This window comes from Streptomyces lucensis JCM 4490, assembly GCF_014650035.1.
GTDB lineage: Bacteria > Actinomycetota > Actinomycetes > Streptomycetales > Streptomycetaceae > Streptomyces > Streptomyces lucensis.
Window position 1 is genome coordinate 754,044 of the sequence record NZ_BMUE01000002.1, and the last position, 23,253, is coordinate 777,296.

General features: G+C 70.5%; 25 protein-coding genes. 9 read left to right on the forward strand and 16 right to left on the reverse strand.

Annotation, left to right across the window (positions count from 1 at the left end; all coding sequences use genetic code 11):
* Window positions 1-12: 12 nt before the first annotated feature.
* The 6 genes from IE177_RS07555 to panB form a co-directional block, all read right to left on the reverse strand.
* A complete protein-coding gene (locus tag IE177_RS07555; RefSeq protein WP_190013957.1) occupies window positions 13-834 on the reverse strand; it encodes an ABC transporter permease in 822 nt (273 codons plus the stop codon).
* A complete protein-coding gene (locus tag IE177_RS07560; protein ID WP_190013958.1) occupies window positions 831-1,856 on the reverse strand; it encodes an ATP-binding cassette domain-containing protein in 1,026 nt (341 codons plus the stop codon). The genes IE177_RS07555 and IE177_RS07560 overlap by 4 nt, the downstream gene beginning before the upstream one ends.
* A 118-nt stretch (window positions 1,857-1,974) precedes the next feature.
* Window positions 1,975-2,691: a zinc ribbon domain-containing protein gene (locus IE177_RS07565; protein ID WP_190013959.1), complete on the reverse strand. Its 717-nt coding sequence runs from the start codon at window positions 2,689-2,691 to the stop codon at window positions 1,975-1,977.
* A 14-nt stretch (window positions 2,692-2,705) separates the two neighbouring features.
* Entirely contained in the window at window positions 2,706-3,089 is a 384-nt protein-coding gene (locus tag IE177_RS07570) for a hypothetical protein (protein ID WP_190013960.1), read from the reverse strand.
* 34 nt (window positions 3,090-3,123) lie between these two features.
* Window positions 3,124-4,647, reverse strand: coding sequence for a zinc ribbon domain-containing protein (locus IE177_RS07575; protein ID WP_190013961.1), 1,524 nt, complete (start codon window positions 4,645-4,647; stop codon window positions 3,124-3,126).
* A gap of 245 nt (window positions 4,648-4,892) precedes the next feature.
* Complete coding sequence (gene panB, locus IE177_RS07580) at window positions 4,893-5,759, reverse strand: 3-methyl-2-oxobutanoate hydroxymethyltransferase (RefSeq protein WP_190013962.1); 867 nt, start codon at window positions 5,757-5,759, stop codon at window positions 4,893-4,895.
* 191 nt (window positions 5,760-5,950) lie between these two features.
* On the opposite strand from panB, the gene IE177_RS07585 reads away from it, so the two are divergent.
* The 4 genes from IE177_RS07585 to IE177_RS07600 all read left to right on the forward strand — a co-directional run bounded on the left by IE177_RS07585 (window position 5,951) and on the right by IE177_RS07600 (window position 10,791).
* The gene (locus IE177_RS07585; protein ID WP_190013963.1) at window positions 5,951-7,537 is read left to right on the forward strand and encodes an MFS transporter; all 1,587 of its coding nucleotides are present in this window, start codon (window positions 5,951-5,953) and stop codon (window positions 7,535-7,537) included.
* 77 nt (window positions 7,538-7,614) lie between these two features.
* Window positions 7,615-8,244, forward strand: coding sequence for a TetR/AcrR family transcriptional regulator (locus IE177_RS07590; RefSeq protein ID WP_190013964.1), 630 nt, complete (start codon window positions 7,615-7,617; stop codon window positions 8,242-8,244).
* Between the two features lie 187 nt (window positions 8,245-8,431).
* The gene (locus IE177_RS07595; protein ID WP_190013965.1) at window positions 8,432-9,481 is read left to right on the forward strand and encodes an endonuclease/exonuclease/phosphatase family protein; all 1,050 of its coding nucleotides are present in this window, start codon (window positions 8,432-8,434) and stop codon (window positions 9,479-9,481) included.
* A gap of 95 nt (window positions 9,482-9,576) precedes the next feature.
* Window positions 9,577-10,791, forward strand: coding sequence for an MFS transporter (locus IE177_RS07600; RefSeq protein ID WP_190013966.1), 1,215 nt, complete (start codon window positions 9,577-9,579; stop codon window positions 10,789-10,791).
* A gap of 37 nt (window positions 10,792-10,828) precedes the next feature.
* Here IE177_RS07600 and IE177_RS07605 read toward each other — a convergent pair whose 3' ends face one another.
* The gene (locus IE177_RS07605; protein WP_190013967.1) at window positions 10,829-11,530 is read right to left on the reverse strand and encodes a TetR/AcrR family transcriptional regulator; all 702 of its coding nucleotides are present in this window, start codon (window positions 11,528-11,530) and stop codon (window positions 10,829-10,831) included.
* Window positions 11,531-11,707: 177 nt separating this feature from the next.
* On the opposite strand from IE177_RS07605, the gene IE177_RS07610 reads away from it, so the two are divergent.
* On the forward strand, window positions 11,708-12,589 hold the full coding sequence (locus IE177_RS07610) for an NAD(P)H-binding protein (protein ID WP_190014145.1): 882 nt from the start codon (window positions 11,708-11,710) through the stop codon (window positions 12,587-12,589).
* Window positions 12,590-12,608: 19 nt separating this feature from the next.
* On the opposite strand, the gene IE177_RS07615 is transcribed toward IE177_RS07610, so the two are convergent.
* Window positions 12,609-13,004: an ATP-binding protein gene (locus IE177_RS07615; RefSeq protein ID WP_190013968.1), complete on the reverse strand. Its 396-nt coding sequence runs from the start codon at window positions 13,002-13,004 to the stop codon at window positions 12,609-12,611.
* Window positions 13,001-13,222, reverse strand: coding sequence for a hypothetical protein (locus IE177_RS07620; RefSeq protein WP_190013969.1), 222 nt, complete (start codon window positions 13,220-13,222; stop codon window positions 13,001-13,003). Before IE177_RS07620 ends, IE177_RS07615 begins: the two co-directional genes overlap by 4 nt.
* Before the next feature lie 133 nt (window positions 13,223-13,355).
* Between IE177_RS07620 and IE177_RS07625 the strand changes: the two genes are divergently transcribed.
* Both IE177_RS07625 and IE177_RS07630 read left to right on the forward strand, forming a co-directional pair.
* Window positions 13,356-14,219: a helix-turn-helix domain-containing protein gene (locus tag IE177_RS07625; protein WP_190013970.1), complete on the forward strand. Its 864-nt coding sequence runs from the start codon at window positions 13,356-13,358 to the stop codon at window positions 14,217-14,219.
* Entirely contained in the window at window positions 14,191-14,394 is a 204-nt protein-coding gene (locus IE177_RS07630) for a DUF397 domain-containing protein (RefSeq protein WP_190013971.1), read from the forward strand. The genes IE177_RS07625 and IE177_RS07630 overlap by 29 nt, the downstream gene beginning before the upstream one ends.
* Before the next feature lie 71 nt (window positions 14,395-14,465).
* Here IE177_RS07630 and IE177_RS07635 read toward each other — a convergent pair whose 3' ends face one another.
* The 3 genes from IE177_RS07635 to IE177_RS07645 form a co-directional block, all read right to left on the reverse strand.
* Window positions 14,466-16,409 (reverse strand): S53 family peptidase, encoded by a 1,944-nt coding sequence (locus tag IE177_RS07635; protein WP_190013972.1) that lies wholly within the window; start codon window positions 16,407-16,409, stop codon window positions 14,466-14,468.
* Between the two features lie 234 nt (window positions 16,410-16,643).
* Complete coding sequence (locus IE177_RS07640; RefSeq protein ID WP_190013973.1) at window positions 16,644-17,279, reverse strand: DUF305 domain-containing protein; 636 nt, start codon at window positions 17,277-17,279, stop codon at window positions 16,644-16,646.
* A complete protein-coding gene (locus IE177_RS07645) occupies window positions 17,276-17,953 on the reverse strand; it encodes a thioredoxin-like domain-containing protein (protein ID WP_190013974.1) in 678 nt (225 codons plus the stop codon). The genes IE177_RS07640 and IE177_RS07645 overlap by 4 nt, the downstream gene beginning before the upstream one ends.
* 211 nt (window positions 17,954-18,164) lie before the next feature.
* Here IE177_RS07645 and IE177_RS07650 point away from each other — a divergent pair, with 211 nt between their 5' ends.
* On the forward strand, window positions 18,165-18,620 hold the full coding sequence (locus IE177_RS07650; RefSeq protein WP_190013975.1) for an RrF2 family transcriptional regulator: 456 nt from the start codon (window positions 18,165-18,167) through the stop codon (window positions 18,618-18,620).
* Between the two features lie 102 nt (window positions 18,621-18,722).
* Here the strand turns inward: IE177_RS07650 and IE177_RS07655 are convergent, their stop codons facing one another.
* The gene (locus tag IE177_RS07655; RefSeq protein ID WP_190013976.1) at window positions 18,723-19,910 is read right to left on the reverse strand and encodes a globin domain-containing protein; all 1,188 of its coding nucleotides are present in this window, start codon (window positions 19,908-19,910) and stop codon (window positions 18,723-18,725) included.
* Window positions 19,911-20,246: 336 nt separating this feature from the next.
* On the opposite strand from IE177_RS07655, the gene glnA2 reads away from it, so the two are divergent.
* Window positions 20,247-21,608 (forward strand): gamma-glutamylpolyamine synthetase GlnA2, encoded by a 1,362-nt coding sequence (glnA2, locus tag IE177_RS07660; protein ID WP_190013977.1) that lies wholly within the window; start codon window positions 20,247-20,249, stop codon window positions 21,606-21,608.
* 135 nt (window positions 21,609-21,743) lie between these two features.
* Here glnA2 and IE177_RS07665 read toward each other — a convergent pair whose 3' ends face one another.
* The 3 genes from IE177_RS07665 to IE177_RS07675 all read right to left on the reverse strand — a co-directional run bounded on the left by IE177_RS07665 (window position 21,744) and on the right by IE177_RS07675 (window position 23,219).
* Entirely contained in the window at window positions 21,744-22,196 is a 453-nt protein-coding gene (locus IE177_RS07665) for a hypothetical protein (RefSeq protein WP_229815928.1), read from the reverse strand.
* Between the two features lie 98 nt (window positions 22,197-22,294).
* Window positions 22,295-22,717, reverse strand: coding sequence for a hypothetical protein (locus IE177_RS07670; RefSeq protein ID WP_190013979.1), 423 nt, complete (start codon window positions 22,715-22,717; stop codon window positions 22,295-22,297).
* A gap of 205 nt (window positions 22,718-22,922) precedes the next feature.
* Complete coding sequence (locus IE177_RS07675; RefSeq protein WP_190013980.1) at window positions 22,923-23,219, reverse strand: GYD domain-containing protein; 297 nt, start codon at window positions 23,217-23,219, stop codon at window positions 22,923-22,925.
* Between the last annotated feature and the right edge of the window lie 34 nt (window positions 23,220-23,253).

Genomic DNA, 23,253 nt, shown 5'->3' on the forward strand with positions numbered 1-23,253 from the left:
GCACGGCGGGCGTCAGCTCTTCGTGCGGAACTTGTGGATGGCGACCGGCGCCATGATCGCGGTGAGTCCCACCGACCAGATCAGGGTCACCCACAGGTCGTGGGCGATCGGGCCGCCCTCCATCAGGCCGCGCGCCGTGTCGGCCAGCGTGGACAGCGGGTTGTAGTCGGTGAACGCCTGCAGCCAGCCAGGCATGGAGGCGGGCGGGGCGAAGATCGACGAGCCGAACTGCAGCGGCATCAGCACCAGGAAGCCCATGGCCTGCACCGACTGGGCGTTCTTCATCACCACGCCGAGGGTCAGGAACACCCACATCAGCGCCGAGCCGAACACCGCGGACAGCCCGATCGAGGCCAGCAGCCCCGGCCAGTGCTTGATGTCGTAGCCCACGAGGACCGCGACCACCATCAGCACCACGGACGCGAACAGCATCCGCATCAGCTCCACCGCGATCTTCGCGAAGAGCACGGAGCCGCGCCCGATGGGCAGTGACCGGAAGCGGTCCATGACACCGGAGTTGAAGTCCTGGTTGAAGCCGGTGCCGACGCCCTGGGCCATGTTCATGCCCATCATGGCCAGCAGGCCGGGGATGACGTACTGGACGTACCGGTCCTGGCCGCCGCCCAGAGACTGCCCGATGGAGCCGCCGAAGACGTACACGAACAGCAGGGTGAAGATGACCGGGAACAGGACGGCGTCGAACATCGACTCCGGGTCCTGGCGGATCCACAGCAGGTTGCGGCGGATCAGCGCGCCGGTGTGCCGCAGGTGGGCGCGCAGCGGGATCGGCGTGTCCGCCTTCGCTGCGGCCGGGGAAAGGGTGGCGGTGCTCATACGGCGACCTCCTGGCGGTCGTCGGCGGGCGCGGCGTCCTGCGGGGCACTGGCGCGGTGGCCGGTGAGGGACAGGAAGACCTCGTCCAGGCTGGGCAGTTCGGTGGTGATGGCGGAGATCGTGATGCCCCGCGCGGTGACGGCGCCGACCACCGCGGTCAGCTGCTCGTCGCTGAGGATCGGCACCAGCAGGGTCGAGGTCTCGGTGTCCAGGGTGGTGGACGCGAGCCCGGTGATGCCCAGTTCGTCCAGCATGTGCGCCAGCGGCCGCAGCTGCAGCGGGTCCAGCGGGCGGACCCGCAGCGTGCGCCCGCCGACCTTGGCCTTCAGCTCCTCGATGCCGCCCTTCGCGATGACCTGGCCCCGGTCCACGACGGTCAGCTCGGAGGCGAGCTGCTCGGCCTCCTCCATGTACTGGGTGGTGAGCAGCACGGTCACGCCGTCGCCGACCATCGCCTTCACCTCGTCCCACACCTCGTTGCGGGTGCGGGGGTCGAGTCCGGTGGTCGGCTCGTCCAGGTACAGCACGGCGGGCCGGCCGATCATCGAGGCGGCGAGGTCCAGCCGCCGCCGCATGCCGCCCGAGTAGGTGCCGGCCGGCCGCCTGGCGGCCTCCGTCAGGGAGAAGCGTTCCAGCAGCTCGTCGGCGCGGGCGCGGGCCTCCTTGCGGGACAGGTCCAGCAGGCGGCCGATCAGGTACAGGTTCTCCCAGCCGGGCAGCTTCTCGTCCACCGAGGCGTACTGGCCGGTGAGTCCTATCACCCGGCGCAGCTGCCGCGGTTGCCGTACGACGTCGTAGCCGGCCACGGTGGCCTGCCCGGCGTCCGGGGCGATCAGGGTGGACAGGATGCGGACGAGGGTGGTCTTGCCGGCGCCGTTCGGCCCGAGCACGCCCATCACGGTGCCCTCGCGCACGTCCAGGTCGACACCGTCCAGTGCCTTGGTCTCGCCGTAGTGCTTGACCAGCCCCCGTACGGTCACGGCGTGCCCCACGCCGGTGGGGTTGTCGTCGATGCGTGTCATGTGGACGACAGTGTCAGGGCCCACCGACAAGACGCCGACAAGCCACCGACAAGGCCGCCGACAAGCCGCCGACAGCCCCCCGGCCGGCGTCGGCGGGGGAGCCGCGGCTCGTCGGCCGTCAGGACACCTGCTGTATGTCGGCGCCCACGATCTCGCCGTCCTGCACGGTGTAGGTGCCCGTGTACACGCGGACGCTGCCGTCGGTCTGGCTCGCCCGGATGTCGACGCGCACATCGCCGTAGCCGTCGTCGGTGGCGGTGACCTCGACGTGCGCCGTCGAGTCGAAGCCCGCCACCCACTGCGAGTAGGAGCCCTTGAAGAGGTTGCGGCCGCCCATGTCCCAGGCCGCCGAGTAGTTCCCGGCGTTGAGACGGTCGTAGTACGTCGTGACGACCGTGCTCGCGTCCTGGGTGTCCTGCGACGGTTCCGCGGTGTCGGTGTCCGAGCCGTCCTCGTATCCGCCGCCGCCGCCGTCGTCGGACGAGCCGCCGTCGTCGGGGTAGGTCGGCGTAGTGCCGTACCCGTCGCCGGTGGACGGGGTGGCGCCCTCGTCGCCGTACGTGGTCCCGGGGGACACCGCGCCTACGGGCAGGCCGCCCGCCGAGGACGTGTCGGAGCGGTGCGTGACGGCGATGGCGATCGTCACGCCGCCGGCCGCCAGGACGGCCACCAGGGCCCAGGGCAGCCAGACCGGCAGGCGCGTGGCGCCCACGCGCACGTACCCGCCCGGGCCGGCGGCCCCGGCCGGTTCCCCGGCGCGCGGTGCACCGCAGTTCGGGCAGACCGGCTGCGCGGCGTCCTCGACGCGCACGCCGCAGTGAACGCAGAAGTGCATGGCCCCGCCTCCGCCTACAGCCCCCGGACGGCTTCCTCGATCGTCACCGCCAGCGAGGCCAGCGCGGCGAAGCCGGGCACGGCCTCCACGAGCGCCTTCGCGACCCGGCGCAGCTTCCCCGTCCGGGGTTCCGGCGCGGCCAGTTCCTCGCGCGCGTCCTGCGCGAACTCGGCCAGGTCCTCCCGTTCCGGGTGATCGGACCGGCGCAGGTCCTCGATGAACCGGGCCAGCAGGTCGCTGATCTCCTGCGGGGTGAGCGTACGGCCGTCGGCGGCGTCGTCCGCCTCCCGTTCCGTGACGCGGAAGTCGACGCGCGCGTTGCTGCCGCTCGCGACCACCGCGTTCCTGACCTGGGCGTTTCCCGTAGCGATGACGCCGTCGTTGCTGCGTCCGTTCATACCGGTCCCCGTTCGTCCGTTCCGTTGCCGTCCGTCAGTCCGTGTTGGGCCGCGGGATCTTCTTGAGGATGGTCGAGATGCGGGACCTGTCGCCCGAGGCGACCGCGCTCGACTCGACGCTCGCCCCCGCGGTGGCGATGATGCCGTTGTTGATGATGGTCTCCTGACGCCGGATCAGGTCACCCGCGTCGATGTCGTGGTCCTCGGCGAACTCCACCAGCGCGTCCAGGATGCGCCGCTCGACGGTCTTGAGGACCATGCCGGAGTCGACCTTCTGGAAGTAGCGCCGGTGGTCCGTGGCGGAGGCGAGCTGCCGCACGCTCTTGCGCGCTCCGTAGTCGAACATCCCGAGCCGCGTGATCTGCCGGTGCTGCCTCTTCAGCCGCTTCCGCATCCCGAAGTCGGGGAAGAAGCCCGTGACCGCGCGCCCCGGCGAGGCGAGCAGCACGAACGGCGCGCTGAAGAGGTTCTGCAGCACCATCGCGAGGAACTCGCGCGGCGAGGGGCGCGGCATGAGGGTGTCGATGGTCCGGTACCGGTCCAGCAGCGGGCACAGCACGGTCGGCAGGGCCTCCACGAACAGATTGGAGTCCGAGCGCACCAGCCGCAGGAAGACCGAGGTGACCAGTTCCCCGCCCCAGCCCGAGGAGTGGGCGACGAGATAGGCGCGGGCGGTCTCCTCCGGGGCCCGCTTCAGCGCGTCCACCAGGTCGGGGCCGGCCTGGGCGAGGGGGCGGCCGAGGGGTTCCGGCAGGAAGCGGGCGTCGCCCAGCACCGCCGACCCCTCCACGAAGACCCGTTCCTCCAGCTCCAGGCAGGGCAGCGACAGCTCGCCGATCCGCCGGGCGATGTGGGCGTACAGGTCCGTGACGTCGAAGTCCCGCGGCGCCACGCCCTCGCGCCCCGAGGCGGTCACGTCGAAGACCAGCGACCACGAGTCGAGTTCCTGGCCGTACCCGGTGAAGGGGGAGAAGCCGCTGTAGACGGTGAGGTTCCCGTGCGCGTACCCGTCGATCTGGCGCAGGCGCTGGGCGACGGCCTCGTTGGGCGGCGGCGGCGCCCCGGCCGGGTCGAACCGGTCCGGCCGCAGGCGCTGGAGGCGCTCGCCGTACTGGGTGGAGAGCGCGAACAGCAGGGTCGTCGCCCAGGCGGCCAGGAACATGAGCCACACGGCCAGGAAGCTGCCCATCAGCAGTGCGACGGCCATCACCAGGAACTCGGCCGCCAGGAGCAGGTCCCTGGCGTGCCGCCGTGCGTTCGCCTCGTAGGCGTACCGCAGCACCACGGGCACGTCGCACCCGGGCGCCGGCGCCACGCCCAGGTGCGGCTCGGCGGCGACGTCCCTGATGAGGGAGTCGGCGTAACTGCGGTCCAGGAAGACGGCCGCGCACATGTACCGGGTCAGGTCCCGGCCGCCGTCCCAGCGGGGCACGGCCAGGCCGCGTGCCGTGCGCGCCCCGTCGGCGGCGGCCAGGGCGGTACCGCACGCGCCGCAGAAGGCGGCTCCCGGCACGGTGGCGGCGGAGCAGTCGCGGCAGGTGGTGTCCGTCTGGGTCATCGTCCCTCCCCCCGGACGTAGAACGTCCCACACGCCAGTGCACCACCGGCGCAGGCCCCAGGGAGGCCTCAAGGCTCTTTCGACGCCACTCCGTTACAAGAAGTGCACTCCAACTGCCCTTTACCCCGGCCGAGTTGAGGCCAAAGCTTCGACGCACAGCCACGGAGTCACAGGCGGGTCGCGGACAAAGGGACAGCCCGCCGACGGGGGACGATCGGCGGGCTGTCCGGGTGTTGCCGCAGTGGCTAGTGGACGGAGTGCTCCTCCAGCGGGAACGTCCCGCCGACGACGTCCTGCGCGAACTCCCTCACCGCGTCGCCCATGACCTCACGCAGGTTCGCGTACTTCTTGACGAACTTCGGCACCCGGCCGGACGTCAGCCCCAGCATGTCGGTCCACACCAGCACCTGGGCGTCCGTCTCCGGGCCGGCGCCGATGCCCACCGTCGGGATGTGCAGCACCCGCGTCACCTCGGCCGCCAGCTCCGCCGGGACCAGCTCCAGCACGACCGCGAACGCGCCCGCGTCCTGCACGGCCTTCGCGTCCCGCAGCAGCTGCTGCGCCGCCTCCTCGCCCCGCCCCTGCACGCGGTAGCCCATCGCGTTGACGGACTGGGGGGTCAGGCCGATGTGGGCCATCACCGGGATGCCGGACTCCACCAGCAGCCGGATCTGCTCGTGCGAGCGCTCGCCGCCCTCCAGCTTCACCGCGCCGACCCCGGCCTCCTTCACCAGCCGGGTCGCCGAGCGCAGGGCCTGCACCGGACCCTCCTGGTAGGAGCCGAAGGGCAGGTCGCCGACGATCAGCGGGCGGGTGGTGCCGCGTACGACGGCCGCCGACAGCATGGTCATCTCGTCGAGCGTGACGGGCACGGTGGTCTCGTACCCGAGGTGACAGTTGCCCGCCGAGTCGCCGACGAGGATCACCGGGATGCCGGCCTCGTCGAAGACGGACGCGGTCATCGCGTCGTAGGCGGTGAGCATGGGCCACTTCTCGCCCCGCTCCTTGGCGAGGGCGATGTCGCGGACGGTGATGCGGCGGGTGCCCTTCCCTCCGTACAGCGCCTTGCTGCCGTCGGAAGGCTGTTTCTGGGCAGCCGAAAGCTGCGTCATGGCAACGGCTCCTTCAGTCGTCTCGAGGCGCCCTGACGGCGTCCCCGGATCGCCCTCCATGGTGGCACCTCGTGCCGGTGGGGGCCAGGGGGGCCGACTGTGATCCCCGCCGGCTCCCGGCGCGTAAGGCCTTGGTAAAAAGAATAAGATACGAGACGGTTCCGTATCGGAATGGTCGTAGGCTCGAACGCATGACAAGTACCGTCCCTGCCCCCCGGATACCGGAAGCGGTGCACCGGCGCCGTTGGGCGATTCTCGGCGTGCTGATGCTCAGCCTGCTGATCGTCGTGCTCGACAACTCGATCCTGAACGTCGCCATCAAGACCATCTCCACCCCGGCGCCCACCGGCCTCGGCGCCACCCAGAGCGAGATCGAGTGGGCGATCAACGCCTACACCCTCGTCTTCGCCGGCCTGCTGTTCACCGCCGGCCTCGTGGGCGACCGGATCGGCCGCAAGAAGGTGCTGCTCGGCGGCATCGCGGTGTTCGGCATCGGCTCCGCGCTCGCCGCCGAGTCCGGCACCCCGAACCAGCTGATCGCCTACCGCGCCGTGATGGCCCTCGGCGCCGCCTTCGTCATGCCCGCCACCCTCGCCGTGCTGATGAACGTCTTCGAGCGCGAGGAGCAGCCGAAGGCCATCGGCATCTGGGCGGGCGGCGTCGGCCTCGCCATCGCCATCGGCCCGATCACCGGCGGCGCCCTCCTGGACCACTTCTGGTGGGGCTCGGTCTTCCTCATCAACGTGCCGATCGTGATCCTCGCGCTCGTCCTGATGACCTGGCTGGTGCCCGACTCCCGCGATCCCAGCCCAGGCCGCCTGGACCCCGTCGGCGTGGTCCTGTCCGTCGTCGGCCTGGTGCTGCTGGTCTACGGCATCATCAAGGGCGGCGAGCTGGCCGACTTCACCGACGCCAAGGTGCTGGCGACCATCGCGGCGGGCGTCGCCGTGCTCGCCGCCTTCGTGATCTTCGAGAAGCGCAGCGACCACCCCTCGCTCGACGTCTCCTACTTCAGGAACAAGGTCTTCTCGGCCGCCATGAGCGCCATCGCGCTGGTCTTCTTCGCGCTGATGGGCGTCACGTTCTTCAGCGTCTTCTACACCCAGAGCGTGCGCGGCTACACGCCGCTGCAGTCCGGCCTGCTGATGCTGCCGCTCGCCGTCGCGCAGCTGATCTTCGCCCCGCGGGCCCGGCTCGTCGTCGACCGGTTCGGCAACAAGGCCACCACCACCGCGGGCCTCGTGGTGATCGCGGCGACCCTCGGCGCCTTCGCCACCTTCGAGGCCGACACGCCGATCTGGCTGCTGGAGGTCGTGTTCTTCCTCATGGGCGCCGGCATGGCGCACATCATGACGCCGACCTCCGTCGTGATCATGCAGGCGCTGCCCCGCGAGAAGGCCGGGTCGGCCTCCGCGCTCAGCAACACCTTCCGCCAGGTCGGCGGCGCCCTCGGCATCGCCGTCCTCGGCTCGGTGCTCGCCACCTCCTACCGCAACGGCATCGAGGACAAGCTCGGCCTGCTGCCGGCCGGCCTCAGGAAGACGGCCGGCGAGTCCATCGAGGCCACCCTCGGCGTCGCCGGCAAGCTCGGCCCGCGCGGCAAGGCCCTGGTCGACCCCGCCAACGACGCGTTCCTGCACGCCATGCACGTCACCGCCCTGTGCGGAGTCGGCGTCGCGCTGATCGGCGCCGTGGTGACGGCCCTGTTCCTGCCGGGCAGGCCGCCGGCCGGGCGGAAGGACGAGAAGGAAACGGAGTTGGTCGCCGCGGCGGACTGAGTTTCCGAACATGGTTCCACGGGGGAGGGAGGCCGCTGCGGGACAATTCCCGCAGCACAGTGAGAGGACGGGACGACGTGAGCCTTGTCGGCAGCCGGCCGCGACCCGGCGGACCCGCGCGGGGACGACCGCGCAGCGAAGCCGTGGAACGCGCCATTCTGGAAGGCGTGATGAAGCTCCTGGAGGACGGCGTACCGCTCGCCGAGCTCTCCATCGAGCGGGTCGCGCGCACGGCCGGGGTCGGCAAGGCCACCATCTACCGCCGCTGGAGCGGCAAGGAGGAACTGTTCGTCGACGTCGTGCGCGCCGCCGAACCCCCCGACCCCGAACTGCCCGGCACCAGCCTGCGCGACGACCTCGTCGTCCTGCTGGAGTCCCTGCGCCGGCGCGGACTCGCCACCCGCTCCTCCGCGCTCCTGCACAACGTGTACGCCCAGATGAAGTCCAGCCCGAAGATCTGGGCCGCGTACCACACGGCCGTCATAGAGCCCCGGCGCGTGCTGACCATGGAGGTGCTGCGCCGCGCGCAGCGCGACGGCGAACTCCGGCCGGACGTCGACCTGGAACTGGCCAACGACATGTTCGTCGGCCCCATGCTCGTCCGCGCGGTGATGCGCCCCGACGCCGATCTGCCCGAGCATCTGCCGGAACACATCGTCGACACGGTGCTTCAGGGCCTACGCCCCGTCAGCCCGGCGGCGGCGTAACCGCAATGTGCGCGTTTCGTCACAGACTCCACCGGTACCGGGTCTGAACGGAACTCCCGGCACCGCTTCGTTCGTCCTCGTCTTCCGTACGGCCGCCACGGGACGGCGGGAAGACGGCCGATCATCCCCTAGGGTCGGAAGAGCACGGGGGCGAACGGTGTGCACGGCAGGCAGTGAGGCAGACGGTATGACGCAGCAGGCGTACATGACGGAGACGGCGGACGGCGGCTCGGAGCCCGAGCGACCTGGCTCCCGGCTCCGGCGCCTGACACACCGCCTGCTCGACGGCTGGCGCGGGGACCCGCGCGTCTGGCGCCGCGGCATCGTCCTCGCCGTCCTGGCCCTGCTGCTCGCCCTGGTGATGCTGGTGCACTCCCGCATCCCCAACCGGGTGGGCAACCTGGGCAGCCTCACCGAGACCTTCCTGCCCTGGATGGGCCTGGCCATCCCGGTGCTGCTGCTCCTCGGCCTGGTCCGCAAGTCGGCGACCGCCCTGATCGCGCTCCTGCTCCCGACGGTCATGTGGCTGAACCTCTTCGGCGGGCTGCTCAGCGACAAGTCGGCCGGCGGCGGCGACTTCACGGTGGCGACCCACAACGTCAACGCCGACAACCCGGACCCGGCCACGACCGCCACCGACGTCGCCGCGTCCGGCGCCGACGTCCTGGCCCTCGAGGAACTGCCCGCCTCCGCCGCGCCCGTCTACGAGAAGGCGCTCGCGCCGGCGTACAAGTACCACGCGGTCGTCGGCACGGTCGGCCTGTGGAGCAAGTACCCGATGACCGACGTGCGGGCCGTGGACATCAAGCTCGGCTGGAAGCGCGCGATGCGTGCCACCGTCGCCACCCCGAAGGGCCCCCTCGCTGTCTACGTCGCCCACCTGCCCTCGGTGCGGGTGAAGATGCAGGCCGGGTTCACGGCCCGCCAGCGCGACAAGAGCGCCGACGCGCTCGGCGAGGCCATCGCCGACGAGACCGTCCGGCGCGTCGTCCTGCTCGGCGACCTCAACGGCACGATGAACGACCGCGCCCTGAACGCCGTCACCTCCCAGATGCGCTCCACGCAGGGCGCGGCGGGCAGCGGCTTCGGCTTCAGCTGGCCGGCCTCGTTCCCGATGGCGCGCATCGACCAGATCATGGTCAAGGGTGTCGAGCCGGAGCGCTCCTGGACCCTTCCGCGCACGAACAGCGACCACCTGCCGGTGGCGGCCCGTGTGAGCCTGGACACGTCCTCGTAACCCGCGGGAACAGGGGGCGGGGGAGACTTTGTTCCGCAGTTGAACTTAAGCTGTACGGAACTCCGCTCTCCCCTTGGAAAGGCACAGGTCCCCTCATGCCCCTGGCCCTGCTCGCCCTCGCCGTGGGCGCCTTCGGCATCGGTACGACCGAGTTCGTGATGATGGGCCTCCTGCCCGACGTCGCGAACGACCTGCACATCTCGATCCCCGCCGCCGGACACCTGGTGTCCGCGTACGCGCTGGGCGTCGTCATCGGCGCCCCGCTGCTCGCCGCGGCGACGGCCCGCATGCCCCGCCGCACCGTCCTCATCGCCCTGATGGCCCTGTTCGTCGTGGGCAACGCGCTCTCCGCGTTCGCCCCCGGCAACGGCTCCCTGCTGGCCGCCCGCTTCGTCAGCGGCCTGCCGCACGGCGCCTTCTTCGGTGTCGGCGCGGTCGTCGCCACGGCGATGGTCCCCCCGGAGCGCAAGGCCCGCTCGGTGTCCCTGATGTTCCTCGGTCTGACCGTCGCCAACATCGCGGGCGTCCCCGCCGCCACGCTGACGGGCCAGCACTTCGGCTGGCGGGCGACCTTCCTCGGGGTGAGCGCGATCGGCCTCGCGGCGATAGCGTCGCTGGCCCTGCTGATCCCGCACGACCGCGTCCAGGCCCCCACGACCGGCCTGCGCGGCGAACTCGCCGCGCTGAGGTCGCTGCCGGTCTGGCTGGCCCTCGGCACGACGGTGGCGGGCTTCGGCGCGCTCTTCGCCGCCTACAGCTACGTCACCCCGATGCTGACGGACGCCGCGGGCTTCGCGAAGGCCGACGTGACGCTGCTCCTCGCGCTCTTCGGCGTGGGCGCCACCGCCGGCAACCTCCTGGGCGGCCGCCTCGCGGACCACTCGCTGCGCGGCACGCTCTTCGGCGGCCTCGCGTCGCTCGTGGCGGTCCTGCTCCTCTTCCCGCTGCTGATGCGGGCGCCGTGGAGCGCGGCCCTGGCCGTGGCCCTCCTCGGCATGGCGGCCTTCGTCACCGGTTCCCCGCTCCAGCTGATGGTGATGGAGAAGGCCTCCTCCGCGCCGTCCCTGGCCTCCTCGGCCAACCAGGCGGCCTTCAACCTGGCGAACGCCGGCGGCGCCTGGATCGGCGGCCTGGCCCTCGCGGCGGGCTTCGGCGTGACGTCACCCGCGCCGGCCGGTGCGGCACTGGCGGTACTGGGCCTGGGCGTGGCCGGCGCGGCCTACGCGGTGGACCGGCGCCGCGAGGTCACCCCCGCGGGCCGCGTGGTCGCCACCCACCTGCCCGAACAGCCGAGCGCCCTGCGGTCCTGAGCCCTCCTGCGCTGCGGTCCTGAGCCCTCGCTGCTGGCTACCGGGCGATGCGGTCGAGCCACTCCTCCATCAGGCCGCGTTCGCCGGCGCTCAGCGCGGAGGTCTGCGGAAGGACCGCGCGCAGGGCGACCGCCGCACCGGCCGGCCCCGGGGCGGCCTCGACGGGGGCGGCGGTCGTGACGGCGGCGATGACGGCTTCACGGGCCATCTCGGACACGGTGAGGTCGCGCTGCTCCTCGGGCAGGGCGATCAGTGCCAGAGCGGTGCCGCTGCCCGCGGCGTGGATCAGGCGTGCGGCGCGTTCCTCGGTGACGCGCAGGCGGCCGGCCTCGGCGATGCGGTGCACGTAGGAGCCGAGGTGCTCGAAGGCGGCCTCGGCGGCGGGTGAGGCCGCGCCGGGCCGGGGCTCGCCGTACATGAGGCAGTACAGGGCCGGATTGGCCAGGGCGAACTCCATGTTCAGCGCCCAGCCGGCACGCAGGTCCTCGACGGGGTCGCCGCTGGGCCGGACGTGGCTCTTGGCTTCCAGGTGCGCGGCGAAGCCGTGGGCCGCCACCGCGTCGAGAAGCCCCTGCTTGTCCCCGAAGATCCGGTAGATGGTCGGCGCCTGCACGCCCGCCGCCGCGCTGACCGCCCGCGTGGACAGTGCCTCACGGCCCCCCTCGGCGAGAAGCCGCGCCGCCGCGGCGATGATCCGGTCCCGATTGCTGTCCGCGGCTGCGGAATGCTCCGACTGCATGTTTCCAACGATAACAAGTGAGTGTTATCGAACTTGCCAGTTACGTCGTTAACGTGCTTTCGTTATCACTGGAAACAGGGCGACGGTCGGTGGTGCCTGCCGCTGCCGCTGCCGCCACGGCCGTCATTGGGCCGCCTCGCGCCGCACCTGCCGAACCGCTCCCACATGGAGGACTCCGTGATCGTCATCACCGCTCCCACCGGCCAGATCGGTCATCAGGTCCTCGACCGCCTCCTCGACGCCGGCCGTCCCGTCCGCGTCATCGCACGTGACCCCTCCCGACTGTCCGCACGGGCACGCGGCGGCGCCGAAGTCGTCCAGGGGTCGCACCGGGACCCCGACATGGTCATGGAGGCGTTCGCGGGAGCCGACAGCCTGCTCTGGCTGGTGCCGCCGAACCCCCGCGCCGAGGACATCGAGGATCACTACCTGGGCTTCACCCGGCCGGCGTGCGAAGCCCTCAGGACCCACGGCGTCCGGCGGGTGGTCGGCGTCACCAGCCTCGGCCGGGCGTACGCCGGGCATGCGGGACTGCTGTCGCCCGCGTTCGCCATGGACGCCATGATCGAGAGCACCGGCGTGAGCTACCGCGCCCTGGCCATGCCCTACTTCATGGAGAACCTCCTCAACCAGCTGGAGGCGATCAGGAGTCAGGGGGTCTTCCGCACGGCGAACTCGGCGGACCGCCCGCTCGCGACCGTCGCCACCCGCGACATCGCCGCGGCCGCCGCCGACCTGCTCCTCGACGGCTCCTGGACCGGGCACGGCACCGTACCGGTCATCGGCCCCGACGAACTGTCCCCCGAAGCCATGGCCGAGGTCCTGTCCGAGGAACTGGGCCGACCGGTCCGCTGCGAGCAGATGAGCCTGGACGCGTACAAGGCCACGATGAAGCGGTACGGCATGACCGAGGCATGGGCACAGGGCCTGGCGGACATGGCCGCGGCCCAGAACGACGGCATCTACGACGCCGAACGGAACGCCCTGCCGAACCCCGCCCCCACCGGATTCCGCCAGTGGTGCCAGGAGGTGCTCAGGCCTGCCGTCCTGGCGGGCTGAACCGTGAATCGGCCGGCGATCACTCGTGGAGCGAGCGGGCTCCCGTGCTGCCGCCGTGGCTCCCCACCTCGCACCACACCGTCTTGCGGCCCGGTTCCTGGTCCACGCCCCACCGTTCGGCGAGCGCGTCGATGAGGGCCATGCCTCGCCCGCACTCCCACGTCTCCGTCGCCGCCAGCAGGGCGGGCACGGCGCGCGGCTCGGGGTCGGTCACCTCGATGCGCGTACAGCCCCGGTCCGCCCCGGCCACCACGCGGACGGTCACCGGTGTGCCCTCGCCCACGTGGTCGATGACGTTCGTCAGCAGTTCCGTCGCGCACAGGCGGACGTCGTGGTCGTGCTCGCGGAGCCGGTGACGCAGCTCCGGTGCGGCTCTCGGCGTCGCCAGCAACTTGAGCTCGAACGGCGCCCTCACCGGTCCGCCGTCTTCCTCAGCGCCGCGGCGAGCGCCCGCGCCGTGGCCGTGCCGCAGTTCCCGAGTGCGACCAGCCCGGCGGGCGGGGCGTACGAACCGGCGAAGCTCGGCAGGTCCACACGGAGGGACGGCAGCGTGATGTCGTGCAGGGCGAGAGCGGTGCGGAGTTCCTCGACGCAGAGCGTGACGTCGTAGGCCGTGGGGGAGTGGTCGGGCATGGCGCGCCGGCAGCCTTTCGTGCGGTGTGTGACGAACTGCTCACAGAATGTCGAGCCGCTCGCTACCGTGGAAGACCCTTCGCGTCCGCGACGCGAACAGCGAAAAGGGCACGGTGAGTTACGGCGGTGGCGCGTGGCACAGCGTAAGGACATCGACGGGTCGATCAGCGTCCCGACCTTCTACGGCAAGGAGTTGCGGTGGAAGCGGGAGGCGGCGGGGATGTCACTGGAGGCGTTGCTCAAGGGCAGCTTCTACGGCAAGACCTACCTCAGCGACATCGAGCGCGGGGAGCGGAGGATGCCGCTGGATCTGGCGCGGCATGCGGATCAGGTACTGGGGACCGACGGCTTCTTCGAGCGGCATTGCGAGGATGTGCGGAGGGCGCGGAGGGCTGGACATGCCGCGTACTTCGAGAAGGTCCTGGAGGCCGAGAAGCACGCCCTGACCATCGAGGAATGGTGTCCGACGCTCTTCCCGGGGCTACTTCAGACTCCGGCATACGCGCGGGCCGTCATCCTGGCGGGTCTCCCGCTGTCGCTCGATGCCGATGTGGAGGAGAAGGTCCGGGGCCGGATGGCGCGAGCCGACCTCTTCGAGGCGGACCACGGCAAGCCTGAATACTGGGTGATCCTGCACGAGTCGCTGATCGCCGACCCGCTTCTTCCGAACCACGACATGGCGGAACAGCTCGATCGGCTGGCGCAGTTGTCGGATCGGCGCCGGATCACTGCGCAGATCGTGCCGCGGAAGCGGGGAGCGTACCCGCTGATGGCCGCCTCCCTCATGAGTATGACCTTCGCCGAGGCTCCACCCTTGATCTACACCGAGGCGTCCTACTGCGGAGACACCGTCGATGATCCTGCCCTCGTGATGCAGTACCGCAAGGCATACGATCGGCTCAGGGCCGTCGCGCTGTCACCAGACACGTCCCTCGCCATGATCAAGGCCGCGGCAGAGGATTATCGAAATGGGAAGCAACCCGATCGACTTGAGTGACGCTCGCTGGAACAAGAGCAGCTATAGCAACGAAAGCGGCGGCAACTGCGTAGAGGTAGCCGACAACATCCCCGGCCTCATCCCCGTACGCGACTCCAAGCTCCCCCACGGCCCCGTCCTCCTCCTCCCCGCCACCGCCTGGGCCCCCTTCATCGCCGCCCTCAAGTCCCAGTAGCGGCAAAGCAGACGGGGCGTGGGGTCCAAGGACCCCACGCCCCTCAGCCGATGCCGATCCGCAGGATCAACTCACCGACGCCGGTACGACTGCACGTAGCCGTTCGCCGGGGATCCGACGCCCGTGACGTCGTCGTAGCCCTTCACCGCGGACAGCGAGCTGTCCTTGCCCAGGCTGCGGACCGAGGTCAGCAGGCCGTCGGCGGCGTTCAGGCCGTTGGCGAAGTCCACGCGGACGACCGCCAGGCCGGAGCCCGTCGGGTTGTCCGTGACGTCGTGGAAGACGCCCTTCTTGCCGTACTTCGCGTAGATCGACGGGTTGGCGAAGCCGATCGCCTTGCCGCCGCGCGCCTCCTGGGCCAGGGCCTGGACCGCCGCGATCACCGGAGCGGCCAGCGAGGTGCCGCCGATGCGGTACTCGCTGTACTTCTCCGAGCCGTCGGGGAAGGTCTGGGTCTGGCCGACGAGGAAGCCGGTGTTCGGGTCGGCGATGGCCGCGATGTCCGGGACGACGCGGTTGCCGGCGGCGTTGTTGGCCGTGGCGAGCGCCTTTGGGACGACGTTCTTCTGGTAGTACGGCTGCGGCACGGTCTTGCTGGTGCCGCCGCCCGCGCCCGAGGTGTACGCGCCCGGGAAGCCAGTCCAGCTCTTGCCGTCGGCCGACAGGCTCGCCTTCTCGGTGCCCCAGCCGGTCTCCCACTGGTACTTGTCACCCTTGCCGACGGCCAGCGAGGTGCCGCCGACCGCGGTCACCCACGCCGAGTTGGCCGGGGTGTCGACCTGCTTCACACCGGTGTTGGCGACCTCGTCGCCGTTGTCGCCGGAGGAGAAGTAGAAGCCGATGCCCTGGACCGCGCCCAGCTGGAAGACCTGGTCGTAGGCGGCCGCGAGGTCCGGCGTCTGGTTGGCCTCGATGTCGCCCCAGGAGTTGGAGACGATGTCGGCCAGGTGGTTGTCGACGATCTTGCTGAGCGAGTCCAGCAGGTCGTCGTCGTAGCAGGACGCGGCGCCCACGTAGGTGACGTCGGCGGCCGGCGCGACCGCGTGCACGGCCTGGACGTCGAGGGTCTCCTCGCCGTACCAGCCGGCCGCGCCGCACTCCTCGGTCTTCGTGTAGTTCTTCGGCAGCACCTGGTGCAGCTGGCCGGTCTTCCAGGCCGCGTCACCGTGCTTCAGCGCGTAGTTGGCCGCGTCGTAGGCGATCGTCGGCGAGGCGTACGCGTCCGTGATGGCGATGCGGACGTGCTTGCCGGTGTACGTGCCGGCGCCGTAGGCGGCGCGCAGCTGCTTGCCGGTGTAACCCTTGATCGCGTACGGGACCTTCTGGCCGTACGCGTCCGGCAGCGTGCTCGCGATCTTGGAGCCGTAGTACGAGGAGAACGGCCCGGAGTTCTTGAACACGGCGTCCGGCGGCGGCAGCTGGTCGTCGTGGGTCGACTTGTGCGGCGCGGTGTCCAGGCCGGTGACGGTCAGGACGGCGCCCTTCAGGGCGGCCGGCACGGTCGCGGCCTTCGCCGGGGCGCGGTACGTCTTGGATCCCTTGGCGAAGTTGTGCAGCTGGGTGCCGAAGGCCTTCTCGGCGGCGGACACGTCACCGGAGACGGTGACGTAGTGCGCGGTGACCCCGGTGACCGTCAGACCGGCCGACTTCAGCCAGGACTTGACGGCGGCCACCTGGGCCTTGGTGGCCCCGAAGCGGGCCTGCGCCTTCTTGGCGCTCAGGAACTTGCCGTAGAGCGGCGAGCTGGGGTCGGACACGGCCCTGGCGTAGGCGGCGAGTCCGGCCTGGTCCCGGCCGGCGAGGTAGACCCGGGCCTTGACCTGGGCGCTGTTCGCGGTGGCGCCCTTGTCCGCCTTGGCCGTGGCCCACGTGGGCTGGGTGCCCTTGAGGGTGGTGCGGGCCGGCGAGTCCGCGGCGTGCGCCGCGGGTATGCCGAGCGCCAGCGCACCGGCGATCATGGGCAGTGTCGCTGCCATGCTCACGCCGGCGCGCACCGTGGCGCGATTGGATCTCATAGAACCCCCTGCGATGCGGTTCGCATGCACGTAGTGGCTGGTACGTCGCGATCCCGCGCGCCGGCCCGCGGCGGCGTCGGCCGGCGGATGGATCACACGACGCAGGCCACTCTTGCGATGAACCGTTCATGCCAGGGGAACGTGAGGGTCAAGAGAAGCTCAAGTGCCCGTCATGTGGGGCGAATTGCGCCTTTCGTTCCTCACGGTTGGGTAACGGAACGACTGGTCCGCTGTTCAGGAGGGCGGCTGCGCTCCACGCGCCTTCAGCATCCCGGCCATCAGCTCGATCTCGGACTTCTGCGCTTCGACCATGCCCTGGGCCAGCCGCTTCTCCACGCCGACGGTGCACTTGGCCACGCAGCCCCCGGCCATGTGGACACCGCCCTTGTGGTGGGCCGTCATCAGCTGCAGGTAGAGGATCTCCGCCTGCTTCCCGCTGAGCGACTGGAGCTTCTTCAGCTCGGTGTTGGTCGCCATGCCCGGCATCAACGCGCCGTCTTTGCCGGAGGCCATGTCACCCATGCCCATCCACGTCATCGGCGGGTCGGCCGACACCTTAGGCAGCCCCCACAGGTCCAGCCAGCCCAGCAGCATGCCGCGCTGGTTGGCCTGTGTCTGCGCGATGTCGTAGGCGAGCCGCCGCACCTCCTCGTTCTTCGTGCGGTCGCGCACGATGTACGACATCTCGACGGCCTGCTGGTGGTGCACGGCCATGTCCCGGGCGAACCCGGCGTCCGCCGAGTCCGCGCTCGGCGTCTTCGGACCCGATCCGCCGCCGTTGTCCTCGGCGACCGCGTAGGTGATCGCGCCGGCGGCGACGAGGACCGCCGCCGCCGGACCCGCGATCCAGCCGATGTGCCGCCGGCTCACTTCATGACCCCGCCGGTGCAGGAGGCACCCGGCTCGGGCGTCTGCTGCCCCTGCACGTAGGTGGCGAAGAACTTGTTCACCTCGGGGTCCTTCGCGCTCTTCACGGCCACCTGGTGGCCCCACGCCGACAGGATCAGCGGCGCTTCCTGGTTCTCGTACGGGCTCATCAGCGAGTACGGCGTCTTCTTCACCTTGGCCGCGAGCGCGTCGACGTCCGCCTTCCGCGCCTTGGCGGTGTACGTCACCCAGACCGCGCCGTGCTCCAGGGCGTGCACGGCGTTCTCGTCCGGCACCGCCTTGGTGTAGACGTCGCCGTTGCAGTTGAGCCACACCGGGTTGTGGTTGCCGCCGACCGGCGGGTGCATCGGGTACGACACCTTGCTGGTGACGTGGGTGCGCGCCAGCTTGCCGGACCAGGTCTTCACCCCGTCCTTGCCGGTGGTGAAGTGCCCCGAGTCCCCGGAGTTCTTGGCGTCGCCGCTCGGCGTCGAGTCGTTGTCGCGGGACTGCTTGTTCACGAGGACCACACCGCCGACGACGAGACCGGCGACGACCACCGCGCTGGCGGCGATGGTGAGCACCCGGCCGCGGCGCTCACGGGCACGCTCGGCGCGCCGCATCTCCTCGATGCGCGCCTTGCGCGCCGCGCTGCTGCTGTTCTTGGCGGAACCCATGAGGCGTGTCCTTCTGGGGAAAAGAGACGGACTGGAGGGAGTGTGGCTTGCTGATCGTAATGCGGAAGGGGGGTCGTTCCGTAGGGAGGGCGCGTAAAAGGCGCCCGCGCGGACGCGCGGCGCGAGGCGGCCGGGGCGGTGGCGGGGGTGGGCGCAGGCCGCCGGCCGGGAGAAATTTGAACCGCCGATTCGTATTACCTACCCTCGTGATATGCGGTTGCTGCGCTCCACCGATCTCGCCCTGCGTGTCCTGATGCGGCTCACCGTCGCCGGCGAGACCAACCCCACGACCCGGCAGGTCGCGGGGGACATGGACGTGCCCTACACCCACGCCGCCAAGGTCGTCGCCGAACTCCAGCACATGGGCCTGGTCGACGCCCGCCGGGGCAGGGGCGGCGGACTGAGCCTGACCGAGAAGGGGCGCACGGCGTCGGTGGGATCCGTGGTGCGCGCCTTCGAGGGCGACGGGGACGTCGTCGACTGCGAGGGCGCCGGCCAGGGAGCCACGCCCTGCCCGCTCAGCTCCGGCTGCCGCCTGCGGGGCGCGCTGCGCCGGGCCCAGGAGGCGTTCTACGCGGCGCTGGACCCGGTGACGGTGCAGGACATCGTCGTGGACCCGACCGCTCCGCTGCTGCTGGGGATCGGCAGGGCGCCGCAGCCGCGGTAGGGCGGAGGACACACCCGGTGACGCGTGAGGGGCGCCCCGCCGGACCCGGTGAGGTCCGGCGGGGCGCCCCTTCGCGCGCCGGCTGCCGTCAGGCGTCCGGTGTCAGGCGGCCTGGGCGAGCCAGAGGTCCGGGCCGAACACCTCGTAGTGGATGTCGGCGGGGGCCACGCCCTTCTCGATCAGCTGGGCGCGCACCGCGCGCATGAAGGGCAGCGGGCCGCACAGGTAGGCGTGCGTGCCGGCCGGTACGTCGACGTCCGCGAGGTCGGCCAGGCCGGGCCGGCCGGCGCCCTCGGCGTCCTGCTCGTAGAAGAAGACCGGCTTCCCGTCGGGCAGCTTGGCCGTGTACGCCTCGTGGTCGGAGCGCAGCGCGTGCGCGGCGGGGGAGCGGTCGGCGTGCACGACGGTCACCGGCGCGCTGTGGCCGGTGAGGGCCAGCTGCTCCAGCATGGCGATCATCGGGGTGACGCCGATGCCCGCGGAGGCGAGCAGCAGCGGCGCCTCGGTGTCCTCCAGGACGAGGTCGCCGTAGGGGGCGGACAGCTGCAGCACGTCACCCTCGCGCACGTGGGCGTGCAGGTGGTTGGAGACCTCGCCGTCGGGCGCGGCGCCGTCGCCGGCCACCCGCTTGACGGCGAACTGCCGCTCCGGGGAGCCGGGGGCCGCGGTCAGGCTGTACTGGCGGATCTGCCGGGCGCCGTCCGCGAGCGTGACGCCGACCGAGACGTACTGGCCGGCGCGGTAGCCGGGCACCGGGCCGCCGTCCACGGGGCGCAGCCGGAAGCTCGCGACGTCGGCGGTCTCGTCGATCCGCTCGACGACCTCCCACTCGCGCCAGCCGGCCTGCTCGCTCTCCTGGTACAGCCGCTTCTCGATGGCGATCAGGGCGTTGGCCATCAGCCAGTAGACGTCGGTCCAGGCGGCGGCGACCTCGGGGGTGACCGCCTCGCCCAGGATCTCGGCTATGGCGGCGAACAGGTGCTCGTGGACGATCGGGTACTGCTCCGGCGTGATGCCGAGGGAGGCGTGCTTGTGGGCGATGCGCTCCAGCATCGCGTCGGGCCGCTGCTCGGGGTTGTTCACCAGGTACGTGGCGAAGGCGGCGATGGAGCCGGCCAGGGCCTGCTTCTGGATGCCGGCGGCCTGGTTGCCGCGGTTGAACAGATCACGGAGCAGCTCGGGGTGGGCCTCGAACAGCCGGGCGTAGAAGCGCTCGGTGATCTCGCCGATGGCCGCGCCGACGGCGGGCAGGGTGGCGCGGACGGTGGCTGCTGACTGCTCGGACAGCATCAGGACTCCTCGATGGCTCGATCGCTGCGACTCGCTCGATCGCTCGGCTGATCGAAACGGTAGAGAAACTTGCATCTGAGATGCAAATTAAAACGGCGTGGTCTCGGTCACGCCCGAAGCGGACCGGCCATTACGGATGTCGCGCCGAGCAGGCAAGATGGGCCACAGAGCGGTACACCTGCCGTATGTGAGGCGTTCAGGTCGAGGACGCCCGGGCGATCAAGGTCCGCAACGCGCGTGAAACGGTGTTGTGGTGTGATGCTCAGGTGCCCGACCGCCTGTCCCCGCGCCACGGGAACACGGGCGGCCTGACCAGCAAGGATGGGGAAGCGGAAGATGGACAAGCAGCAGGAGTTCGTGCTCCGGACGTTGGAGGAGCGCGACATCCGGTTCGTACGCCTGTGGTTCACGGACGTGCTGGGCTTCCTCAAGTCCGTCGCCGTGGCCCCCGCCGAGCTGGAGCAGGCCTTCGACGAGGGCATCGGCTTCGACGGCTCCGCCATCGAGGGCTTCGCCCGGGTCTACGAGTCCGACATGATCGCCAAGCCTGACCCCTCCACCTTCCAGGTCCTGCCGTGGCGCGCCGAGGCCCCCGGCACCGCCCGCATGTTCTGCGACATCCTGATGCCCGACGGCTCCCCGTCCTTCGCCGACCCGCGCTACGTCCTCAAGCGCGCCCTGGCCAAGACCTCCGACCTCGGCTTCACCTTCTACACCCACCCCGAGATCGAGTTCTTCCTGCTGAAGAACAAGCCCGTCGACGGCTCCCGCCCCACCCCGGCCGACAACTCGGGCTACTTCGACCACACCCCGCAGAACGTGGGCATGGACTTCCGCCGCCAGGCGATCACCATGCTGGAGTCGATGGGCATCTCGGTGGAGTTCTCCCACCACGAGGGCGCCCCCGGCCAGCAGGAGATCGACCTGCGCTACGCCGACGCGCTGTCCACGGCGGACAACATCATGACGTTCCGCCTGGTCATGAAGCAGGTCGCGCTGGAGCAGGGCGTGCAGGCGACCTTCATGCCGAAGCCGTTCTCGGAGTTCCCCGGCTCCGGCATGCACACCCACCTGTCCCTCTTCGAGGGCGACCGCAACGCGTTCTACGAGTCCGGCGCCGAGTACCAGCTCTCCAAGGTCGGCCGCTCCTTCATCGCCGGCCTGCTGCGGCACGCCGCGGAGATCTCCGCGGTCACCAACCAGTGGGTCAACTCCTACAAGCGCATCTGGGGCGGCTCGGAGCGCACGGCGGGCGCCGGCGGCGAGGCCCCCTCCTACATCTGCTGGGGCCACAACAACCGCTCGGCCCTGGTCCGCGTGCCCATGTACAAGCCCGGCAAGACCGGGTCCGCCCGCGTGGAGGTCCGCTCCATCGACTCCGGCGCGAACCCGTACCTCACCTACGCCGTCCTCCTGGCCGCCGGCCTCAAGGGCATCGAGGAGGGCTACGAGCTCCCGCCCGGCGCCGAGGACGACGTCTGGGCCCTCTCCAACGCCGAGCGCCGCGCGATGGGCATCGAGCCCCTCCCGCAGAACCTCGGCGAGGCCCTCACCCTGATGGAGAACAGCGACCTGGTCGCGGAGACCCTCGGCGAGCACGTCTTCGACTTCTTCCTCCGCAACAAGAAGCAGGAGTGGGAGGAGTACCGCTCCGAGGTGACGGCGTTCGAGCTGCGCAAGAACCTGCCGGTGTTGTAGGGCGGGTCGAGACGTTCTCTGCTGAATGCAATGAGTGGGGCCGACGGTCACGGACCGCCGGCCCCACCGCGTCTCACGAGCCTTATGCCGTCTACGGGCCGGCGGAACGGATGCTCGTCGCGTCGACGGGCGGGGTCACCGGAGCACCGTGAAGAACGCCAGCCCCTGCCGGTCCGAGTCCTGTGCCTGTCCGCTGGCCGCGACGATCGCGAGTTGCCGTATGCCGACTCGGCTGATCCAGTCATCCTGCGGGATGCGAATCTCGCCGGCGAACGACCCGTCGTCTGCCGCGCGAAACTGACCGAGCTGCGGGCTCACAGGGTCCTGGCATATGACTTGTACGGCGTTCCCCGGCTCGAAGCCGGTACCGGAAATGTGCACTTGCGTCCCCGGGGGGCCAGAGCTTGGACCAATGGTGATCTCCGTGCGCGCGGGGACCGCGTCCGGCGTACCTCCGTCGTCGGTCACGCGCATGACGAGCCACGCGACGGAAAGGATCGCGACAATGGCGAGCCCGGCGAGCATCACCAGAGGGAACGGGCCCATCTGCTTGGAGATCAGTTTGGTGCGCGATCTGTTCACGGTCATGTCACCGCGCGACGCGTACGCTCTGCCGTGACCGTGCGCCGAGGTGTACATCTCGGCTTGATCGGGCTCCTCCCGAGGAGACGAGGGCGGTACGTGGGTCATGACGGGCCCTCGTTGATCGTCATGTCACGGGCCGACATGTACGCCCTGCCTCGACCGGAAACCCGGGCGTTCATCCTGATGCTGGTGACCCGGGCGACCTCGGCCGCCGGCAGCAGTGGTGTCAGTTCCTGGTCGAGGACGCGCTGCAACTCGGCGCGCAGTGAAGGGTCCGTCGAAAGCAGCCGACGAAGTTTTCGCTGCCAGTCGCCGATCAGTTCCTCTTCCACCGAAGAGTCCCCGACCGACCGCGCCTCGATCACCTGGGTACGCCCGTGCGCCAACTCCGCGATCACAGCCGGGACCTCTTCGGGATGACGCTGCTGCCAGAACCCCACTACTGCCTGGCGCGCTTGCTCCCAGGCCTGCGTAGCCATGGTTCCCACCACCGCGGACGCCGCGGCAAGCGTCAAAGCGTCCATGCCCGTTCCCCCATCGCACCCCGACCCGGAACTTCAGGGTAGCCGGAGAGTGACGGTCCGTGTACGCATCTGTGCGAAGGTACTGACTGATTGAGCGATGTTGAGATGGTTCGCCTGACAGCGGCCCGCTTTTGTCGTATTTCCGCGTCAGCCTGGCTGCTGAGCCGGCTCGCCGGATGTCATGGCTCGCAGCCTGTGATGGTCGTCAGCCGGTGGCCTTGGCGATGATGCGTCCCATCTCCTCTCGGCCGAAGGCCCGCAGTGTCGTGGAACGGATGTTGCCGACCCCGCCGAGCTGGAGGAGCGCTGCCGTGGCCGTCTCCTCGTCCTGCGCCTCGATGACGGCCACGAGGTCGTACGGACCGACGGTCCAGTAGACGCTCAGGAGCTTCGCACCGAGCTTCTGTACCGCCGAGCCGAAGGCCTCGGCGCGTTTCGCAGTGTCCTTGTAGTTGCGGATTCCCTGGTCGGTCCAGCTCAGCAACGCGACGTACGTCGGCATGTTCTACCACCTTCACGAGGAGACACATCGCGAG